This is a genomic window from uncultured Sunxiuqinia sp., assembly GCF_963974515.1.
Taxonomy (GTDB): domain Bacteria; phylum Bacteroidota; class Bacteroidia; order Bacteroidales; family Prolixibacteraceae; genus Sunxiuqinia.
Genome location: NZ_CAXBDD010000023.1, coordinates 1 through 18,775, shown reverse-complemented (window position 1 = coordinate 18,775; position 18,775 = coordinate 1). Strand labels below are relative to the sequence as shown.

The following is an 18,775-nucleotide window of genomic DNA, read 5'->3' as shown; positions in this document are numbered from 1 at the left end:
GTAGGTCTGCTGTAATAAAGAAACTGAAAGACAACAACAAATGATATATCGCGATAAAAAATATAGTAAGTCATGGAAAAATTAAATGTTACACAAAAGCTAATCAAGGATCACCTGCAGGAAGGCTCGATGACGCCGGGCAGCGAAATTGCCCTGAAAGTGGACCACATCCTGCAGCAGGATGCCACAGGAACACTCATTATGCTGGAGCTCGAAAAGCTTGGGCTGGATCAGGTGCAGGTCGAGGTGGCCGTTCAGTACGTGGATCACAACTTGCTGCAGGCTGATTTTAAAAATGCCGATGACCATGCTTTTCTGCAGTCAGCAGCACAAAAATATGGGTATTGGTACAGCCGCCCTGGAAACGGAATCAGCCATGTGGTACACATGGAACGCTTTGGCAAGCCTGGCAAGCTGATGATAGGATCGGACAGCCACACCTGCTCGGCTGGCAGCATGGGCATGCTGGCCATGGGCTCCGGAGGCTTGGACATTACCACTGCCGCAGCCGGCCACCCATACTACATCAACATGCCCAAAGTGATGGGCGTTCAACTGACCGGCAGCCTGCCCGAATGGCTCAGTGCGAAAGATGTGATTCTGGAAATGCTACGCCGTTACGACGTGAAGGGCGGTGTCGGGTATATTATTGAGTATTTCGGAGAAGGACTGAAACATCTGAGTGCCTGGGACCGGCATGTCATTGCCAACATGGGCGCCGAACTCGGGGCAACAACGACTGTTTTCCCTTCGGATGAAGTTACCCGGGCATTCCTGAAACAGGAAGGCCGCGAAGCGGACTGGCAGGAGATTAAGGCCGACGAAGGCGCAACATACGATCACTACGAGCATATCCGACTCGATGAATTGGTGCCCCTGATTGCCAAGCCAGGCAGCCCGGGCAACGTTGTTCCGGTGAGCGAAGTGGCTGGAAAACCGATTTCGCAGGTTGTGATTGGCTCATCGGCCAACCCCGGCCTACGCGACTTTTGGATCGTCAGCGAAATTGTAAAAGGCCAGATGGTTCCTGCTGACGTTTCACTGGACATCAACCCATCTTCGCGACAAAAAATTGAAGATCTGGGAAAACTGGGTGCGCTGAATGAGTTGATTAAAGCGGGCGCCCGCTACCACCAAACCGGATGCATGGGGTGCATTGGCATGGGACAAGCACCGGCATCCAACACCATCAGCCTGCGCACCATGCCACGCAACTTTCCGGGCCGGTCGGGAACAGCCGACGACCAGGTTTACTTGTGCAGTCCCGAAACGGCTGCCGTATCAGCCCTCCACGGAGTGATAACAGATCCACTGGACTATGGAAAGAAAGTCGCCTACCCCAAATACATTGAGCCCGAACAAGCATCAGTCAACAGCATGATGCTGATTGCTCCTGCAGAAAGCGGACGGGATGTCGAGCTGAAAAAAGGGCCGAACATCACCTCTTTACCGGATTTCACACCCATTGAAAATGCATTCGAAGCCGCAATAATCTTAAAGATGGCCGACAACGTATCAACCGATGAAATTCTGAAAGCCGGGGCTGAAGTGCTCCCGCTGCGAAGCAACATTGAGGCGATTAGTAAATTCGCCTACCAGGCACTGCACCCTGCTTTCTATAAAGCAGCACTCGAGGCCCGCGATGCCTTAGGTGGACATCTGGTTGTGGCAGGTGAGAACTATGCCCAAGGCTCGAGCCGCGAACATGCAGCTATCGCTCCCCGCTACCTGGGACAAAAAGCTGTCATTGCCAAAAGTTACGCACGCATCGGATTTCAAAACCTGGTCAATTTTGGTATCATCCCTTTTATTTTTGAAAATCCTGATAACCTGAATAATCTGGAGCCAAACAACATCCTGATCTTCAATGATATCAATTCATCTGTAGAACAAGGAAAAACCATTACCGCATACAACAAGGCCACACAGCAAGGCTACAAACTGGCCTGCCCTTTAAGTAAACGCCAACGCAAAATTCTTTTGGCTGGCGGGCTCATCAACTATTTAAAAAACAGCCAATGATACTGAATATTAACGGAATTGAAGCTGCCATTTTTGACATGGATGGCGTAATCACCCAAACGGCCCGACAGCACGAAAAAGCATGGAAACAAGTATTCGATGAGTATTTGAACACACACAAGGAAGAATTTAGCCCGTTCAATCATAACGACTACCTGACCTATGTGGATGGTAAACCCCGCTACGATGGCGTGGCCAGTTTCCTAAAATCAAGAGCGATTGCGCTGCCTTACGGCAAGCCGTCAGATTCCCCAGATAAAGAAACCATCTGTGGACTGGGCAACAAAAAGAATGCGCTTTTTTTAAAGATCATTGAAACCGAAGGTGCCGATGTTTACCCGGATACCATCACTCAAATAAAGAATTGGAGAGCCAACGGACTAAAAATCGGCGTGATTTCATCGAGTAAAAACGCCCGGCTAATTCTCGAAAAAGCAGGTGTTTTGCACTTATTTGACACCCGAATAGATGGTCAGTTTTCTGAAGAACTTGGACTGAAAGGAAAACCAGATCCGGCAATTTTTATTGAAGCGGCCAACAGGTTAAAATCCTCAATCAGCAAAACCATCGTATTTGAAGATGCGGAAGCAGGTGTAGAAGCCGGACAGGCCGGCGGTTTTCAATTTGTGGTTGGCGTAAAACGAATGGGCGCCAAAGCTGGCATGCTGCGCCATGGCGCCCATTGGGTTATTCGGAATTTCGAGGAGATACACATGAGCGCCGACTCCCAGAATGAGCCTTCATTTTACGAAGAGCTGCCCTCCGCGCTCGACGAAAAAGAACACACCTTCAAACAATTTAAACAGCAAAAACCAGCCCTGTTTTTCGATTATGATGGCACACTGACCCCAATTGTGTCGCAACCCGAGGATGCGGTTTTATCCAAAGCCATGCGCCAGGCATTGGTTCAACTTGCTGAAAAGTATCCGCTGGCGGTGGTCAGTGGACGCGATTTGCGCGATATTCAGCAACTCGTCAATCTCGACAATCTGATCTACGCCGGAAGCCATGGCTACCACATCGAAGGGCCGAACGGTTTATACCTTGAAAATGAGGAAGCACAAGCCGTTCTACCCCTATTGGATCAACTGGAACAACAACTTCAAACAGAACTGGCCGATGAAATTCCCGGATCCAAAATCGATCGTAAAAAATTTGCCATTGCCGTGCACTACCGAAATGTGGACGCAGCCATGATAGACACCGTGAAAAACAAGGTGCAACAAGTGGTTGATGCACACGAGAATTTGAAACTGGGAACCGGCAAACGCATTTTAGAAATCAAACCAGACATTGACTGGCACAAGGGAAAAGCGGTTTACTGGCTGCTGGACAAACTAAATCGGTCGCTTGACAACACGATTCCTGTCTATTTTGGAGACGATGTGACTGATGAAGATGCTTTCCGGGCAATCATTGATGAGGGCATCAGCATTTTGGTGGGAAACCATGATCAGCCCACAGCCGCGCATTTTCGACTGAAGGATGTGGATGAACTGAAACAGTTTTTAAACCTACTCATCCAACACGGCTAAACATTCACCAATTTCAAGAACACCAATAAGAAAGCTGAATTATGAATCACTGGAAAATAACTTATCACAAATACGAATCGGAAGAACAAGCTAAAAGAGAGGCCCTGCTGACACTTGGAAATGGCTACATCGCCTTACGGGGCGCCTTTGAAGAAACCAGCGATGATCCGACCCATTATCCGGGAACCTACCTGGCCGGCGGTTTCAATCGGCTAAAAACAAATATTGCCGGAAAAGATATTGAAAATGAGGACTTGGTCAACTGGCCAAACCCACTGCCGTTAACGTTCAGCATTAATCAGGGAAAATCATTTCATATCGACCAGGTAAAAATCCATGAGTTCCAGCATGAATTGGACTTGAAATCGGGCCTTCTAATCCGAAAAATTAAGTTTTCAGATGTCCAGGGGAATGAAACCAGCCTGATTGCCAAACGATTTGTCAGTATGGACGACAGTCATGTGATTGGCATCTCATGGGATATCGTTCCCGAGAATTGGTCTGGAACATTGCATGTCCTTTCCTCGATTGATGGTGACATCAAAAACAACAATGTAGCGCGCTACGGCGATCTAAATAACGAACACCTGAACCTGATCTCCACCAATTGCCCCACCGAAAATACCATCAGTCTGGCAGCCGAAAGCAACCAGTCGCACATTAAAATGGCGCTGGCTGCGCGCACCGAACTATTTATCGACAATGAGAAACAAGCCTTTGAGGCTCGTTATAAATCGCCGAAGGGAAAAGCGATCAATGAGTTGGAGCTGGAAGTACAAAAACTTCAGCCGGTCCGCATCGAAAAAATCGTAACGCTCTACACTTCAAAAGATGTCGCGATCAGCGAACCACTTTACCAGGCTGAAAGCAACATAAAAAAGCTACCCGATTTCAAAAGTCTATTTCAAAAACACGAGTCATCCTGGGAAAATCTGTGGAAACGAATCGACACAAGAATTCAGCTCGAAGACCAAAGCGAAGACCAAACCATTCTGCGTTTACACACCTTTCATATTTTGCAAACCGTTTCCAGGCACACAGTCGACATCGACATTGGGGTCCCCTCGCGCGGTTGGCATGGCGAGGCTTACCGCGGACATATTTTCTGGGACGAAATGTACATCATGCCTTTCCTTATTTTGCATTTGCCTCACGTAGCCCGCAGCCTGATGATGTACCGGTATCGCCGCTTGGGTGAAGCCCGTCAGGCTGCAAAGGCCGAAGGCTTTGAAGGGGCCATGTTTCCCTGGCAAAGTGGAAGCGACGGACGCGAAGAAAGTCAGAAAATTCACCTCAACCCCGAGTCCGGCAATTGGATTCCGGACAACAGCCACCAACAGCGGCACATCAATCACACCATTGTGTACAATGTATGGCACTATTACCAGGCCACCAAAGACATGGAGTTTCTGTTCTACTACGGGGCTGAACTGATTTTATCCGTTGCCCTGTTTTGGTCAAGCATCACGCAGTTCGACCGGAAGAAATCGCGCTTTGTGATCAATGGCGTCATGGGACCAGATGAATACCACACCAAATATCCTGACTCGGACGAGCTGGGCTTAAACAACAATGCTTACACCAATTTCATGACCGTTTGGGTCATCCAGCGAGCACTGGACGTTCTGGACTTGTTTGACGGCATCCAACAAAAACAAATCATGGAAACCGTCGGGGTGAGGGATGAACATGTCAAAAAATGGAAAGAGATGACGCACAAGATGTACATTCCATTTCATGACGACAAGATCATTAGCCAATTTGAGGGCTATGAGAATTTAGCGGAATTTGACTGGGCACGCTACAAAAATGAACACGGTGAAGTCATGCGACTCGACCGAATCCTGGAAAGTGAAGGCGACACGCCTAACCGATACAAAGCCAGCAAACAAGCCGATGTGCTGATGATCTTTTTCCTGCTTACCTCGCCTGAAATACAAGAAATGTTCAGCCAATTGAGCTACCCCTTCGATATTAAAACCGACATTGAAAAAAACATCCGCTATTACCAGGAACGGACCTCGCATGGATCGACCTTGAGCAAAGTGGTTCATTCGTGGATTTATGCCCGCCTAAACCGGAGCAATTCGTGGCGAAGTTTTAAGCAGGCTTTAATGAGCGACTTCAAAGATGTTCAAGGGGGAACCACGCCCGAGGGTATTCACCTGGGCGCCATGGCTGGCACAGTCGACCTGATTCAACGTTGCTATACCGGCTTGGAAATTCGCGACAATGTGTTGTGGCTCAACCCGCGACTGCCCGAAAATCTTGAAAACATCATCCTGAGCATTCGCTTCCGAAGCCATTGGTTCAAACTTTACATCAATCACGAAAAGGTGAAGATTGAATTTGAAAAAGGCTGGGCACCACCAGTTGAAATCGGAATCCAGGGAAAAACCTACAAGTTTGAAGAACGAAGCTGCAAAGAATTCGAGCTTCACAAAACAAAAAAGGGGAACTAGTCGGGTTCGCTAGCATAGCTGGCGACATTTACGCTATTTCTAATCCAGTTTTTTTGACTAAATCAATCAGTGGAGAATTCTCATTACAATTAAATCTGCTTTTACCAACAAGATAAGGTTCGATCCTAGAGTTTACTTTTCGAGTCAAGCTCCAAATCTTGCCTGCTAAGGCGTCATCCTCATTTTCCGTTACAATCATGATATCAATGTCGCTATCAGCTCTGGCATTCCCAAAAAAAATGTATTTTCTCAATTCCAAAGGAGACTTAAATTTCCGGGGCTCCCCTACCTGGAATTGAATTGATTGGCTGAAACGTCAATAAAACAGCGCTACCCTTTACCGATTTTCCGGTGTCGTGGATTGACGTGGCTAAACTTGACCAAAGCGACAAACACCACGCCTCCAACGATGTTTCCGAGGGTTGACCAAATTTGTACGTGGGCATAATCCTTCAGATTAACGGCATCGCTGGTGAGCACGGCGGCAAAAACCTCAATGGAGCCCACAATCGAGTGGTGCAAGCCGCCAATGCCAATCACCGAGGTAATCAGGGCAATGATTAAAATACGACTGATGGTTTCCTGTGCCGAAGTCACCAGCCACGACAGCAGGCCCATTAACCAGCCAGCCAGGATGCCGCTCAATAAAATGATGTGCCAGGGGAAATTGATGAGCTTTTGCGCCAGCTCATGCAACGCGACGGAATCGATGACGTCGAAAGCGGCCGGCAATACGGCCAGAATCGTACTAAAAATATAGCCACCGAGTAAGTTTCCGGCGTAAATGATTCCCCATAAAATCATCAAGCTTTTTAAGCTTGCATTTTTATTTAAAACAGGAATAACAGCCAGCGTGGTGTGTTCGGTGAACAATTCGGACTTGCCTACGACCACAAAAATAAATCCCAAAGGATAAGCCCAGGCAAGCAGCACGTGCAACACCGAAGGGTGAACAACATCTTCAAACAGGGTGTAGATTACAGCCATCAGGAATACACTAAACCCAATGTCGAGCCCGGCAGAAATCGCCGAAAGAAACAAATCCTGCTTGGAACGATTGTGCTCGTGCATTGCCATATCGATCTGCTCGGTCAGAATTTCATCGATCGGCTTTGGCTTATTCAGTGCTTCTTTCAGGTCAGTTTGTCTTTTCTCCATCATATTCTAATTAGTCATCAACTTTCCGGTTTTAACCCAGAGCATACCAGCCTCGAAATCAGTTTTTGGTGTGGCAATATTCCACAGTTTTCCTATAATTTCCACAGGAAAAGCCGGCACATTAATCATTCAGGCAGTTCCAAAATTCACCTATTTTCGCCTGTCCACGGTATTCCTCGCTCCTAACTGCTTGCTTTGGTCCCTTTAGGAATAAGAGTTGTGGTTTCATTAGCAAGAATAAAAACAAAACTTAAACCATGGACAGTTTACAATCAAATCGTACTCCAATCGATTTCACTCCAAATGCATTTGCCCACCAATGGCTAATTTCGACATGCTGCAAGAATAACTTTCCGTGCAAATTTCGAAAACCTGATTCCCTTCGCTGGTTGACCTGAAATTGTTCCCGCTCCCAAACTGCATCTCATCCAAATCGGAGACAGCAAAAGGCAATTGAGCGTTATTTAACTTTCATTTTTAACATTTTAATCCGTTTAATCATGACTTTACTAAAGAAAAAACAGTTTGATGAACTGGTCGCTGAGCGCGGTGACTATTGTGTTTCGATCTACATACCTACTCACCATAACGGTGAAAACAAGGACAGCATGATCCGCCTGAAAAACCAGGCTTCCAAAATTGAAGAACAGCTCGTTGCGCTTGGATTAAAACAACGGGCGATTTTTGAATACATGGAGCCCATTACAAAGCTTTTGCAAGACACTACCTTCTGGAGACATTTATCCGACTCGCTGCTGGTTTTCAGAAGCAGCGACAAATTTGTGTACCGCACCCTGCCCCTCGATGTTGAAGAGTTTTCATTGGTCTCAAACCGGTTTTATCTACTTCCGTTGCTTAGTATTTTCAATCGTCACGACCAGTTTTACATCCTTCAACTAAGCCTGAAAAAGAATCGCCTTTTTGAAGCTTATCAGTACGAATTAAATGAGATTCCGACCGAAGACCTCCTTCCCGAAAGTCTGGAAGATGTGGTGGGAAAAGATGTAAAGCAAAAATCGTTGAATTACCGCAGCGGCCAAACGCCCGGTGGCTTTGGTCTTTATCATGGCAAAGGCGAAGGCAAGGAAGACAAGGAAAAAGAAGTAACCAAGTACCTGCAAGCCGTTGACGATGGTCTGAATAAAATTCTGGGGGATGCGTCGGCTCCTTTGGTGATTGCCTCGGTGGAGCACCTGTGCTCTCAGTTTCAGCATCTTTCGGATTATAAAAACATCTTCCCGAAATGTGTGCACGGCAACCACGATAACGGCGACATGGACAAGGTGCATAAAAAAGCCTGCGAGCTTTTAAAGCCTTATTTCGATCAGGCCCGAAATGAAAACAAAGAGAAGTATTCGGAAACGAACCTTCGGATTACTTCCGACCTGAAAGAACTGCTGATTGCTGCCAATGGCGGCCGGATTGAAACATTGTTCGTGGGGAAAGGCCAACACATTTGGGGCGATTTTGATGTGGAAAACGCGAAATTGAAGATTCATGAGAACAAAGAGCCCATGGATCATTGCCTGCTTGATTTTGCTGCCAAATCAACCTTTCTGAAAGGCGGAAATGTATTTGTTGAAGAAGTGGATGAATTGCCCGCCAGCGAGGCTCCGGCCAATGCCATCTTGAGGTATTGAACGGCCAATTCGTTTCCAGAGTCAGAAAAGCATACCGTTGCTGAACAAGGGTTGAAACCGGAACAAAAACTACTGCATGAGTGAGAAGTCCAAACAGTCGAAAGCGCACGCCTTAACTGCGGAACAGACCTTGAAAACATGGTCTGTCTCGAAAGATGGGATGTCGCAAAATGAAGCACGCAAAAGGCAGCAGGAGTTTGGTCCAAACAAGCTAAAGGAACAAAAACAGAAAAGCTTGTTTCGGCTGGCCATCGATCAGCTAAACAACCCCATTATTTATCTGTTGGCCGGAGCTGTCATCGTTTCCTTAATTTTCAACGATATCCCCGAAGCGATTGCGATTCTGATTGTCATTTTACTGAACACCGTGATTGGATTCTGGATGGAATACCAGGCACGGAAGTCGGTTAATGCGCTCAAAAAGCTGGATCAGCTGGAAACCCATGTCAAACGCGACGGAAAAAACCAAAAGATCAACGCCGAAGAATTGGTTCCGGGCGATATCCTGGTGCTCGAATCGGGAGATTTGGTGCCGGCAGATGCCCGGATACTTCAAGCCTCGGAGCTTGCAGCCGATGAATCGCCACTTACCGGCGAATCGGTTCCCATTGAAAAAGCAACCGATCAGCTGAACGAAGAAACTCCCCTGGCCGAACGAAACAACATGCTGTTTAAAGGAACGGCAATCACCAGTGGAAAGGGCGAAGCCGTGGTAACCGCCATCGGCCACCAAACCGAGATTGGAAAAGTTTCGGACATGGTTGATCAAACGGAAAGTGAAGAAATTCCACTGAACAGAAAACTGGCTAAATTGTCGCACCGGCTAATCTGGTTTATTTTGGGACTGGCTGTATTATTCTTCCTTTTTGGCTGGTGGTCGGGTAAAGAGATTTACCTGCTACTGCAAACGTCCATCGCCTGGACCGTTGCTGCCATTCCCGAAGGCCTGCCCATTGTCGCCAGTATTGCACTGGCCCGGGGCATGCTGCGTCTGGCTAAACGCAATGTGATTGTCAAAAAGCTGGAAGCGGTGGAAACCCTGGGCGAAACAACGGTCATTTTTACGGATAAAACCGGCACATTGACCAAAAACGAACTCACGGTGAGCTTCGTGGAATACCCGGGCAAAACCATCAAAATAGACCGGAAAAGTGACAAGCCAAACGATCTGTCCGACACGCAAGCTTCAGAAGACGAAAACTTTCAACACCTTTTCAAAATTTCGGTGTATTGCAACGATGCCGAATGGTTAAACGAACGCGAATTGAAAGGCGACGCGTTGGATGCCGCGCTGCTTCAGTTTGCCAAATCGTTTCGTCCGGAGCACTATAAAAAGTTAACGGAGACCGAACGCATTCACGAAGATCCGTTTGATTCGGAGTCGAAGTTTGTGGGAACAGTTCACCAGGAAAAAAAGATCCTGTATGTTGCCGCAAAAGGTGCTGCCGAACCAATTCTAAACCGCTCGGCAAAATACCTTGATGGCGAAAACGAAAAGAAACTGAGTGAGCGGATTAAAAGTGACTGGCTGAAAAAGAACCACGAGCTTTCGGAAAGCGGACTTCGAATCATCGCCTACGCATACCGCCACGATGATCTCAACCAGAAAGATCAGCTAAAGAGCGAGGAAGACTTTGTAGAAGATATGGTTTTCGTTGGATTTGTCGGGTTTATCGATCCGGCCCGCAAAGACATTCAACCAGCCATTGATAAATGTCATCAGGCTGGCATCAAAGTGGTGATGGTCACCGGCGACCATCCGGGAATTGCACGAACGATTGCTGACGAAGTTAATTTGACCGACAATGGAAACGAGAAAGTCATTGAAGGCAAAAACCTGGATGCCAAAGACCTCGCGATTAGCAGCTCACAGCTGTTTGCACGGGTTGATCCCGGACAAAAGCTTGACATTGTAGAACATTATAAGAACAAAGGTGAGATTACAGCCATGACCGGCGATGGAATCAATGATGCCCCGGCGCTCAAAATGGCCGACATCGGTATTGCCATGGGCGACAAAGGAACACAAGCCGCACAAGATGTTGCGGACATGGTTTTAAAAGACGACTCGTTTTCGGCGATTGTCGACGCCATTGAACAAGGTCGCGTCATTTTCGGCAATATCCGCAAATTCGTCATGTATCAACTGTCATACCACCTGGCCGAAATCATCATCATTGCAGGAATCAGCTTTACACTTTTCCAGCTCCCCCTCCTGCCCTTGCAATTGCTCTTCCTTAACCTGCTATCCGATGTTTTTCCTGCCCTTGCCCTTGGCATCGGCAAAGGCGATGCCACCATCATGCAGCAAGCTCCAAAAAATCCGGACGAACCTATTGTCAGCCGAAGAAACTGGGTAGCGACCTCAATTTACGGGATGATCATGGCTCTTGTCATAATTGGAACTTATTTGGTTGCCTTCTATTTTCTAAACGAATCAAAAGAAACTGCCAACACCATCACCTTCTTTAGCCTGGCAGTGGCGCAGTTACTGCATGTTTTCAACATGCGTGATCCACAGGAAAGAGTCTTCAACAACCAGGTGGTACGAAATAAATATATTTGGCTGGCTTTGGGAATCTGCGCCATCATGTTGTCAATCGCTTATCTGACGCCACTTCTTCAAGAAGTGTTGTCGTTCGAACAATTGACGTCCACTCACTGGGGATTGGTTGCAATATCAAGCTTTTTGGTTCTGCTTATTACTCAGTTGGTCAAAAAGATCTTCAAATTTTAAGTAAATGATTGACCCGAGGTTTGATCCCTATTTGGTAACCATTATTTTAGGCTTTCCTATTCCTTTTAGTGCCTACATAGTGAGTAAAACCAAGCTTCATCTTGTATCAGAACTAGAATCATGTAAACAAATCAAATAGTCAATAACAACAATCAATTTCAAATTATTTAGAAAGATGAAGAAAGCAATCCTACTAATTACGCTAAGCCTATTCTTAGGAAGTTCATTTGCTCAGTGGAGCCCGGCAGGTGATAAAATTAAAACCAAGTGGGCCGAAGAAATCGATGTGAACAATGTTTTGCCCGAATATCCCCGCCCCATTATGGAACGGGCAGACTGGAAAAACCTGAACGGACTGTGGGAATATGCCATCAAGAAAGTTGGAACCTCGGAACCCGCCAGCTTCGATGGTGAAATTCTGGTTCCGTTTGCCGTAGAATCAAGCCTATCCGGCGTTCAAAAACGCGTGGGTGACGACAACGAACTGTGGTACAAGCGTTCATTCACAGTTCCCTCAAACTGGAAAAACAAAAGGGTACTGCTTCACTTTGGTGGTGTTGACTGGAGGTCAGACATCTGGATAAACGACATTAAGGTAGGAACACACGAAGGGGGCTATGCACCATTTTCATTCGATGTGACTCCATTCCTTACAAAATCAGGCGACCAGAAGTTGGTGGTAAAAGTTTGGGATCCATCAGACAGAGGATACCAGCCTCGAGGAAAACAAGTCAGCCGCCCCGAAGGAATCTGGTACACACCAGTAACCGGGATCTGGCAAACCGTTTGGTTGGAGCCCGTAGCTGAAAAACACATTGAATTTGTTCGCACATCACCCGACATTGACAACAGCCGCCTTTCGGTTGAGTTGCTGTCAAGCGGAACCAACTACGCCGACCTGTACCAGGTTGAAGTGTTTGATGGCAGCACGAAAATTGCCACAGCCAAAGCATCGGCCAACCAATCAATTGATATCGTCATTCCGGACGCCAAACTGTGGGATACAGACTCCCCCTTTCTGTACGACATGAAAGTTAGCTTACTAAGCAATGGAAAAGTGGTTGATCAGGTGGACAGCTATTTTGCCATGCGCAAAGTATCGACCAAGCGCGACGAGCACGGCATAGTCCGATTGCAACTCAACAACAAAAATGTCTTTCAGTTTGGCCCGCTGGATCAAGGCTGGTGGCCTGATGGTTTATATACGGCGCCAACTGACGAAGCGCTAAAATATGACATTGTTAAAACCAAGGATTTCGGCTACAACATGATCCGAAAACACGTGAAAGTTGAGCCGGCCCGCTGGTACACGCATTGCGACCAACTGGGAATTTTGGTTTGGCAGGACATGCCCAACGGAGGCCGTTCGCCACAATGGCAAATGCGCGAATACTTCAGCGGAACCGAATTGAAACGAAGTGCCGAATCGGAAGCCAACTACCGCGCCGAGTGGAAAGCCATCATGGATTTCCTGTATTCCAATCCGTCAATCGTATGCTGGGTTCCTTTTAACGAAGCCTGGGGACAATTTAAAACACAGGAAATTGTTGAGTGGACAAAAGCTTATGATCCCAGCCGTTTGGTCAATCCGGCAAGTGGTGGTAACCACTACACCGTGGGCGACATGCTCGACCTGCACAACTACCCACATCCTGAGATGTATTTGTATGACGCGCAACGCGCCACTGTTTTGGGCGAATATGGAGGAATTGGCTTAGCGCTGGAAGATCACCTTTGGGCAACCGACCGCAACTGGGGATACGTCCAGTTTAAAGACGAAAAAGAAGTAACCGATGAGTATGTGAAGTATGGCGAGCAATTGCTAAAACTCATTAAAGCCGGATTTTCCGCAGCGGTTTATACCCAAACAACTGATGTGGAGGGCGAAGTGAACGGCCTGATGACCTACGATCGGAAGGTGATTAAAATTGATGAAGACCGGGTACGCAAAATCAACCAGGAGATCTGTAACTCGTTAAACGACTAATTCAAGAAAAGAAAAGGTTAAGTTTGTTTTATTGATAGAATACTAGTTTGGCCACAGCCTCAGTTTAAATACTGAGCTGTGGCTTTTTTGTCGAACGAGCCTCGAAGATGATGTCAAGCAACAGCCTCCATTCGCAGTTAGCGAAAGATAGATGATGAGCACATCAGCAAGCCCCGGATTCATCCGGCCGAGACAAAACAGCCTGCAATGACCGAGCTTTAGCCCAAAACCTATTCACCTCCGGCATCCCATATTTATAGAAGATGCATGTTCATGAACGATTCGACCATAGGTTGTACATGCGTCATCTTCAATAAACCCAAAAAACGGCCGATATGAAAAACGGCCGCATTAAGGATGGTCTTACCAAAGATCAACATCCCGGGAAACCACTAACTAACAAACTATTTTGAAAAGCTTTCTACTCGGAAGTGTCCTTATTCCAGTTTAAACCGAACCAATCGCAGTGGAACACCGGAGGCTCCTTTTAAGCGCTGAATGGCATAGAGGTAGCCATCGTGAAACACCATCTTTGACGGACTAATTTCCAACTCATAGTCGTCGCAAACAAAACTGCTTTGGCCAACAAAAGTTCCCTCGTTGTCGTAAATCCAAACGTGAAACTGATTGGCATTTTCTTCTTTCGGAAACTCGAAAATCAGCAGGTTATCTTCCGAATCTTTCATCATGGTAGAGAACAGCGGAATGGGAATTGGCTCTATAATTTTATCTAAATCAGCTTCCATCTCTTTGAGGATGGTTGCCATTGCTTTTTGGTTTTCTTCGGCAGAAACCCAACTGGCAAAGGTCGGATTGCGCAGTCTTTTATATTTATCGATGGCCTTTTGCTGAATTTCCTTTTGTTCTTCTGCCGAAATATAGCTTTCAGCCCAGGTAATCTTGTCTTTCGATACCAATTTTCCGTCCAAATCATGCACACGAATTTCGCCGGTTGTCGGATAAGCGACAACCAGCTTGTTCCCTATGCAGGCAATCTTTGGCGGAGCGGCCACCCCTTGAGACCCGGAATAAGGCATGGTTTGAAAACCAATCATGCCGCGTTCCGGGAAAGCATAGGAGTAATTAAAGAGCTTGCAATGTTCGTCAGGCGGACAGCGGTCGGTAAAATGGTCCCAGATGATCTTCTGCTCGTTGGTCTCATAATCAACCACCGCTACAAAATCCCGAAACTTATCGGCCCAGATCACCCAGCCCACAACGGCGATTTTGTTGTTGGGCAAACCAATCATTTGCTTGGTCATGTAATCCAGCTTCAGCGTTTTCTTATAATTTCCGTCAAAGTCGAAACACAGCATATTGCCCATGTTGTCCAGTCCGGTAAAAAAAGTATTTTCTCCAATAATTCCGTCGATATGATTGGTTTTCTTGAAGGGTGTCCCATTCGACCGGCTTACCTGAAATTCTTTCACAAAGGTTCCATCCGGCGAAAATTTGCTGTAATAGTTGTGGTAAGCATGATTGACAACAACTGAGCCATCGGGCAGTACCAGCAAGGATTTCCGGTTACCCATCGGCTTTCCGTACAAGGTATCGTAATAGGTTGCGAAAACCTGATCCCAATTATTTCCCGCACCATATTCCGTGTCGGGAACCAGCTTAATGCTTTCTTTTTGATACAAGTCAGTTAGACTTTGAGCAGACAAACAGAGCGTTGCTACCAGCAAAAGCGACATTAACACGATTTGTTTCATAGTCTTTTATTTTATGAAATGAATTCTAATTCAGCATTTATTTATTGCAATACGCATTCGGTAATGTTCCCTTCGGGGTCAATCAGATTGACTTTCAGCCCTTGCTGTCCAATGGGTTGGTTGGCATCCACCGGCCAATCCGTCTGCCCAAGAATGGTAATCTCGTCATCCATGCTTAACTTTTCATGCTGATTGTGATTCCACACCAAAACAACGAAGGCGACCAAACACGCGGCTGATAATGCGAGAATCAATTTTCGTTGACTGCTGCGGAATGCCGGTTTCTTTTTCGTTGGAACAACAAAAGGAGGCACAATAACCGGTTCCTTAACCAATTCACCAATCGCACTTTTCATGCTCCAAGCCAACTGTTTTTGCCGATCTACAAGCCCGGCGCAGGTGGGACACACCGCCAGGTGATGCTCAATCCGTTGGCTTTCTCCGGCATCAAGTTCCCCGTCAATATATCTTTGAATCAGCTCTTCTTCAATACAATTCATACTTTTTCGTTTTTAGTTCCGCTTCCAGCTTCTTTAAAGTTCGTGAAAGTGTTTTTCCAATTGACGAAAACCGGATTCCGGTTGCTCCGGCCATTTCCTTGTACGAAAGACCTTCGCTATACATGACAGCCAGGGCCCGCTCTTCGGGTTTAAGCTTGGCAAGCGCCTCTTGCACACCTTGTCGGGCTTCCTGTTTCTCGATGGTTTGATCCTCAACCCGTTCCTCCGGTGCGGAATCCAACTGCAGAAAGCGCCCATTGTATTTTTGCCTGTCAATACATTTGTTCAAAGTCATGCGATACAGCCAACTTCTGGGATACTCCACCACCGTTCCTTTGTCCATTGTCTGAAAAAGCGTCAGAAACACTTCCTGCACAATATCAGCCGCCTCATCAGCATCGCCCAACATCTTGATCGCAACGCGAAAAACAGTTGTATAATGTTGTTGGTATAATTGATTAAATGCTTTCAAGCGACTTGTTTGTTAGTTAGTCTGATACCAAGATGATTTTGTGACATTGGAGGCCAACTATTTTATGTCCGGGCAAACAAAATCATGTTCAGCCGCTTAAAGCTAGAAAAACCAAACGAATGTTCGTTGAATCAGGACAAAAATTGATCGCTTAATCAATTCAAAAAAATCATCTCGCTGAATACCCTAATCCACAGAAAATTTTGGCAAGTTTGTTGTATGTTTCACCTGAACAAAAAAACCTTCACTTATGGAAAAAGGAAACCTGCTCTTTTGGATCGTCTTCAGTTTGGTCCTTTCATCGTGTAGCCGCTATGGCTATGTTCACCTGGATTATCCGCAAGCACCTGCGGCCTATTTTCCCGAAGGGGTAGATGATCTGGCGGTGGTTAATCGCTCGCTAACCAAAGCGGACGATCAGCAAACCAAAGTCATCGAATCGATCATGACCGGTGAAGTAGCCGGTTCTGACAAGCTGGCCTCCGACGAAGCCATTAAAGGCGTGTATGACGGGATTCATACGACTGAGGGCATTCATATCGTTATCCCCCGAAACCTTCGCCTTTACGGAACCGGCACCCGCGAAACCCCAGCCGTAATGGAATGGGAGCGTGTTGCGGCGATTTGCGATTCGACCGGGGCGGATGCGCTGCTGGTGTTGGAAACCTTTGATTCAAACTCCGACCTACTGTTGCAAACCGCAGCCGGGCAAGTGGGCTCCATTTTGGCTACCGGAAAACCGAGTGTCCGGATTCCCCGCCAAGCCCGGGTTGATGTTCGCTGCTACTGGCGCCTCTACGACCCTCACACCAAAACCATTGCCGACCAGTTTCAGCAATCACACTACCTTAGATTTAACCTGCTCGGAGGCATTGCGCCGTTTCAAGCTTTATCCGAAACCGCTTACGCTGCCGGACACGAGTACGTTCAGCGCTTTTTGCCAAGTTTTTATAGCGTGCGCCGGGAGCTCTACAAAAAGGGCAAAGGGCAGGACAAACACCAGTTCAACACAGGATGGCGACGCTCGGAAGTAGCCAACTGGGAAGGCGCCATTGAAGCCTGGGCACCCTTGGCAGACAATCCCGGCAGCCAACTGGCAGGCCAGGCCGCCCTCAACACTGCGGTAGCACATGAAGTGCTTGGCGATACCGATCAGGCGCTGGAATGGGCCCAACGGGCTTATGAAGACTACGGCGACAAACTTGCTCGCGACTACGCCAAAACATTGCTTCGAAGAAAAAATATTGAACGATAATAAACGCGATTACTCCTCGTCTGATGGAAGCGTCGACGAAGAGCACCCTGGTCTTTTGATGCAGCGCATGCCGACTTAACAGGTGATTGGATAAATTGATGATTCAAAACCCTTGATTTTGGCGCCCCCGAGCAGGTATGACCCTCTCCGACGGGTTTTCACGCCCCAGCGGGAAATTTCAGCGCCACAGCGGAAAATGACCCATCCCCCTGCGGATTTTTTCGTTTTCCGACGGAAATGGACCTTCTCATTGGCCAAAGTTAGATTTCAACCGGGCAGTTTTGGTAATCGGGAGCCGAACGAACGCTTCCATCTGACGGTTAACCAGTAATTGGAGTGATGGAGGATATGAACATGAAAGACCTACGAATTGTCTTCCTCATCGGCTCATCAGCATAACTCCGAAGAACTGAAATGTTCATCTCCTCGTGCGGAGCTCGGGATTCAGCGGGTAGTCACCTAAACAACCCCAGAAGTGGATTGAATTTAATTTCAACAAGTTCGCCCGAAGAGTTCAACCCATTCCTGGGTTGAGCCAGGGTCGTACCTTTTCACCCACCCATTTTTTTTGGGGGGGGGTGATGAACATTAAACCCTACCGGGTTTCATTCATACATCTGCACGTTTTAGAATCCCTACAGGCATGCGAATTGATCCCTACGCTTCGAACTCGAGCCGGCAAAGTAACTTGGAGTTCTCCGTAATGTTGGGGGTGCAGTCATTATTCGATATTCGATTCTCTCCAACCCGAAATTGTAAAAATTTAATTTCTAAATTTAACAACCTTTTATCAGAACACTGGATAAAGTTCAGGAGCATTATAGAACATTAAGAAGGATGCTATGATGAAAATCGCTACATTGGTTGTGTTTGTTTTTGTGGCAATACAAACTTATGCCCATGAGACAAATTATCAGAAGAATTTAAAATTAGCTTCTGAATTACTTTTTGCAGAATCAGAGTTTGCAGATCGCATTTTACTCAGACTTGTGCCTGACAACTATGAAGAATTCGATATTTTTTATGGCACAACGCATTCCAGCAGTAAAAAGCGGAATACAGGATTTTTCCATCCTGTGACACAGCAAATCTTTGACAGATATATCGTCGAGAAAAAGGAAGCATTTTATTCACCAAGTATACAACTAGCAAGCCTTGCCGACGGTGGGTTTGGAGAGCCACTTGTTGAAAATTTGCTGATCATTATTACACTTGACAAGAATAAATTTTGTGAATCAATAAAAGGCAAAGAATTCGCAAACCATAATCCAACAAAATATCCAGAGCAAACTAGT

General features: G+C 46.7%; 12 protein-coding genes. 8 read left to right on the top strand and 4 right to left on the bottom strand.

Annotation, left to right across the window (positions count from 1 at the left end; all coding sequences use genetic code 11):
* Positions 1-72: 72 nt before the first annotated feature.
* Genes AAC033_RS07635 through AAC033_RS07625 form a run of 3 tightly spaced genes read left to right on the top strand, consistent with a single transcriptional unit; the run spans position 73 to position 6,019 of the window.
* Positions 73-2,022, top strand: coding sequence for an aconitate hydratase (locus AAC033_RS07635; RefSeq protein ID WP_339736761.1), 1,950 nt, complete (start codon positions 73-75; stop codon positions 2,020-2,022).
* Positions 2,019-3,557 carry a trehalose-phosphatase gene (gene otsB / locus AAC033_RS07630; RefSeq protein WP_339736760.1) on the top strand — a complete coding sequence of 513 codons (1,539 nt, stop codon included), beginning with the start codon at positions 2,019-2,021 and terminating at the stop codon, positions 3,555-3,557. Before AAC033_RS07635 ends, otsB begins: the two co-directional genes overlap by 4 nt.
* 41 nt (positions 3,558-3,598) lie before the next feature.
* A complete protein-coding gene (locus AAC033_RS07625) occupies positions 3,599-6,019 on the top strand; it encodes a glycosyl hydrolase family 65 protein (RefSeq protein WP_339736759.1) in 2,421 nt (806 codons plus the stop codon).
* 330 nt (positions 6,020-6,349) lie between these two features.
* Here AAC033_RS07625 and AAC033_RS07620 read toward each other — a convergent pair whose 3' ends face one another.
* Positions 6,350-7,177, bottom strand: coding sequence for a formate/nitrite transporter family protein (locus tag AAC033_RS07620; RefSeq protein WP_339736758.1), 828 nt, complete (start codon positions 7,175-7,177; stop codon positions 6,350-6,352).
* A gap of 500 nt (positions 7,178-7,677) precedes the next feature.
* Between AAC033_RS07620 and AAC033_RS07615 the strand changes: the two genes are divergently transcribed.
* The 3 genes from AAC033_RS07615 (at position 7,678) to AAC033_RS07605 (ending at position 13,541) form a co-directional block, all read left to right on the top strand.
* A complete protein-coding gene (locus AAC033_RS07615) occupies positions 7,678-8,817 on the top strand; it encodes a hypothetical protein (protein ID WP_339736757.1) in 1,140 nt (379 codons plus the stop codon).
* 76 nt (positions 8,818-8,893) lie between these two features.
* Entirely contained in the window at positions 8,894-11,554 is a 2,661-nt protein-coding gene (locus AAC033_RS07610) for a cation-transporting P-type ATPase (RefSeq protein ID WP_339736756.1), read from the top strand.
* Between the two features lie 175 nt (positions 11,555-11,729).
* A complete protein-coding gene (locus tag AAC033_RS07605) occupies positions 11,730-13,541 on the top strand; it encodes a sugar-binding domain-containing protein (protein WP_339736755.1) in 1,812 nt (603 codons plus the stop codon).
* A gap of 437 nt (positions 13,542-13,978) precedes the next feature.
* On the opposite strand, the gene AAC033_RS07600 is transcribed toward AAC033_RS07605, so the two are convergent.
* From AAC033_RS07600 to AAC033_RS07590, 3 genes are read right to left on the bottom strand one after another with little or no spacing between them, the layout of a single operon-like run.
* Positions 13,979-15,253 carry a hypothetical protein gene (locus AAC033_RS07600; protein WP_339736754.1) on the bottom strand — a complete coding sequence of 425 codons (1,275 nt, stop codon included), beginning with the start codon at positions 15,251-15,253 and terminating at the stop codon, positions 13,979-13,981.
* A gap of 41 nt (positions 15,254-15,294) precedes the next feature.
* The gene (locus AAC033_RS07595) at positions 15,295-15,753 is read right to left on the bottom strand and encodes a zf-HC2 domain-containing protein (RefSeq protein WP_339736753.1); all 459 of its coding nucleotides are present in this window, start codon (positions 15,751-15,753) and stop codon (positions 15,295-15,297) included.
* Positions 15,740-16,225, bottom strand: coding sequence for a sigma-70 family RNA polymerase sigma factor (locus AAC033_RS07590; RefSeq protein ID WP_339736752.1), 486 nt, complete (start codon positions 16,223-16,225; stop codon positions 15,740-15,742). The genes AAC033_RS07595 and AAC033_RS07590 overlap by 14 nt, the downstream gene beginning before the upstream one ends.
* Positions 16,226-16,475: 250 nt before the next feature.
* On the opposite strand from AAC033_RS07590, the gene AAC033_RS07585 reads away from it, so the two are divergent.
* Together AAC033_RS07585 and AAC033_RS07580 are read left to right on the top strand one after the other, a co-directional pair.
* A complete protein-coding gene (locus tag AAC033_RS07585; protein WP_339736751.1) occupies positions 16,476-17,480 on the top strand; it encodes a DUF6340 family protein in 1,005 nt (334 codons plus the stop codon).
* Positions 17,481-18,322: 842 nt separating this feature from the next.
* A partial coding sequence (locus AAC033_RS07580) for a hypothetical protein (protein WP_339736750.1) occupies positions 18,323-18,775 on the top strand: 453 nt, incomplete at its 3' end.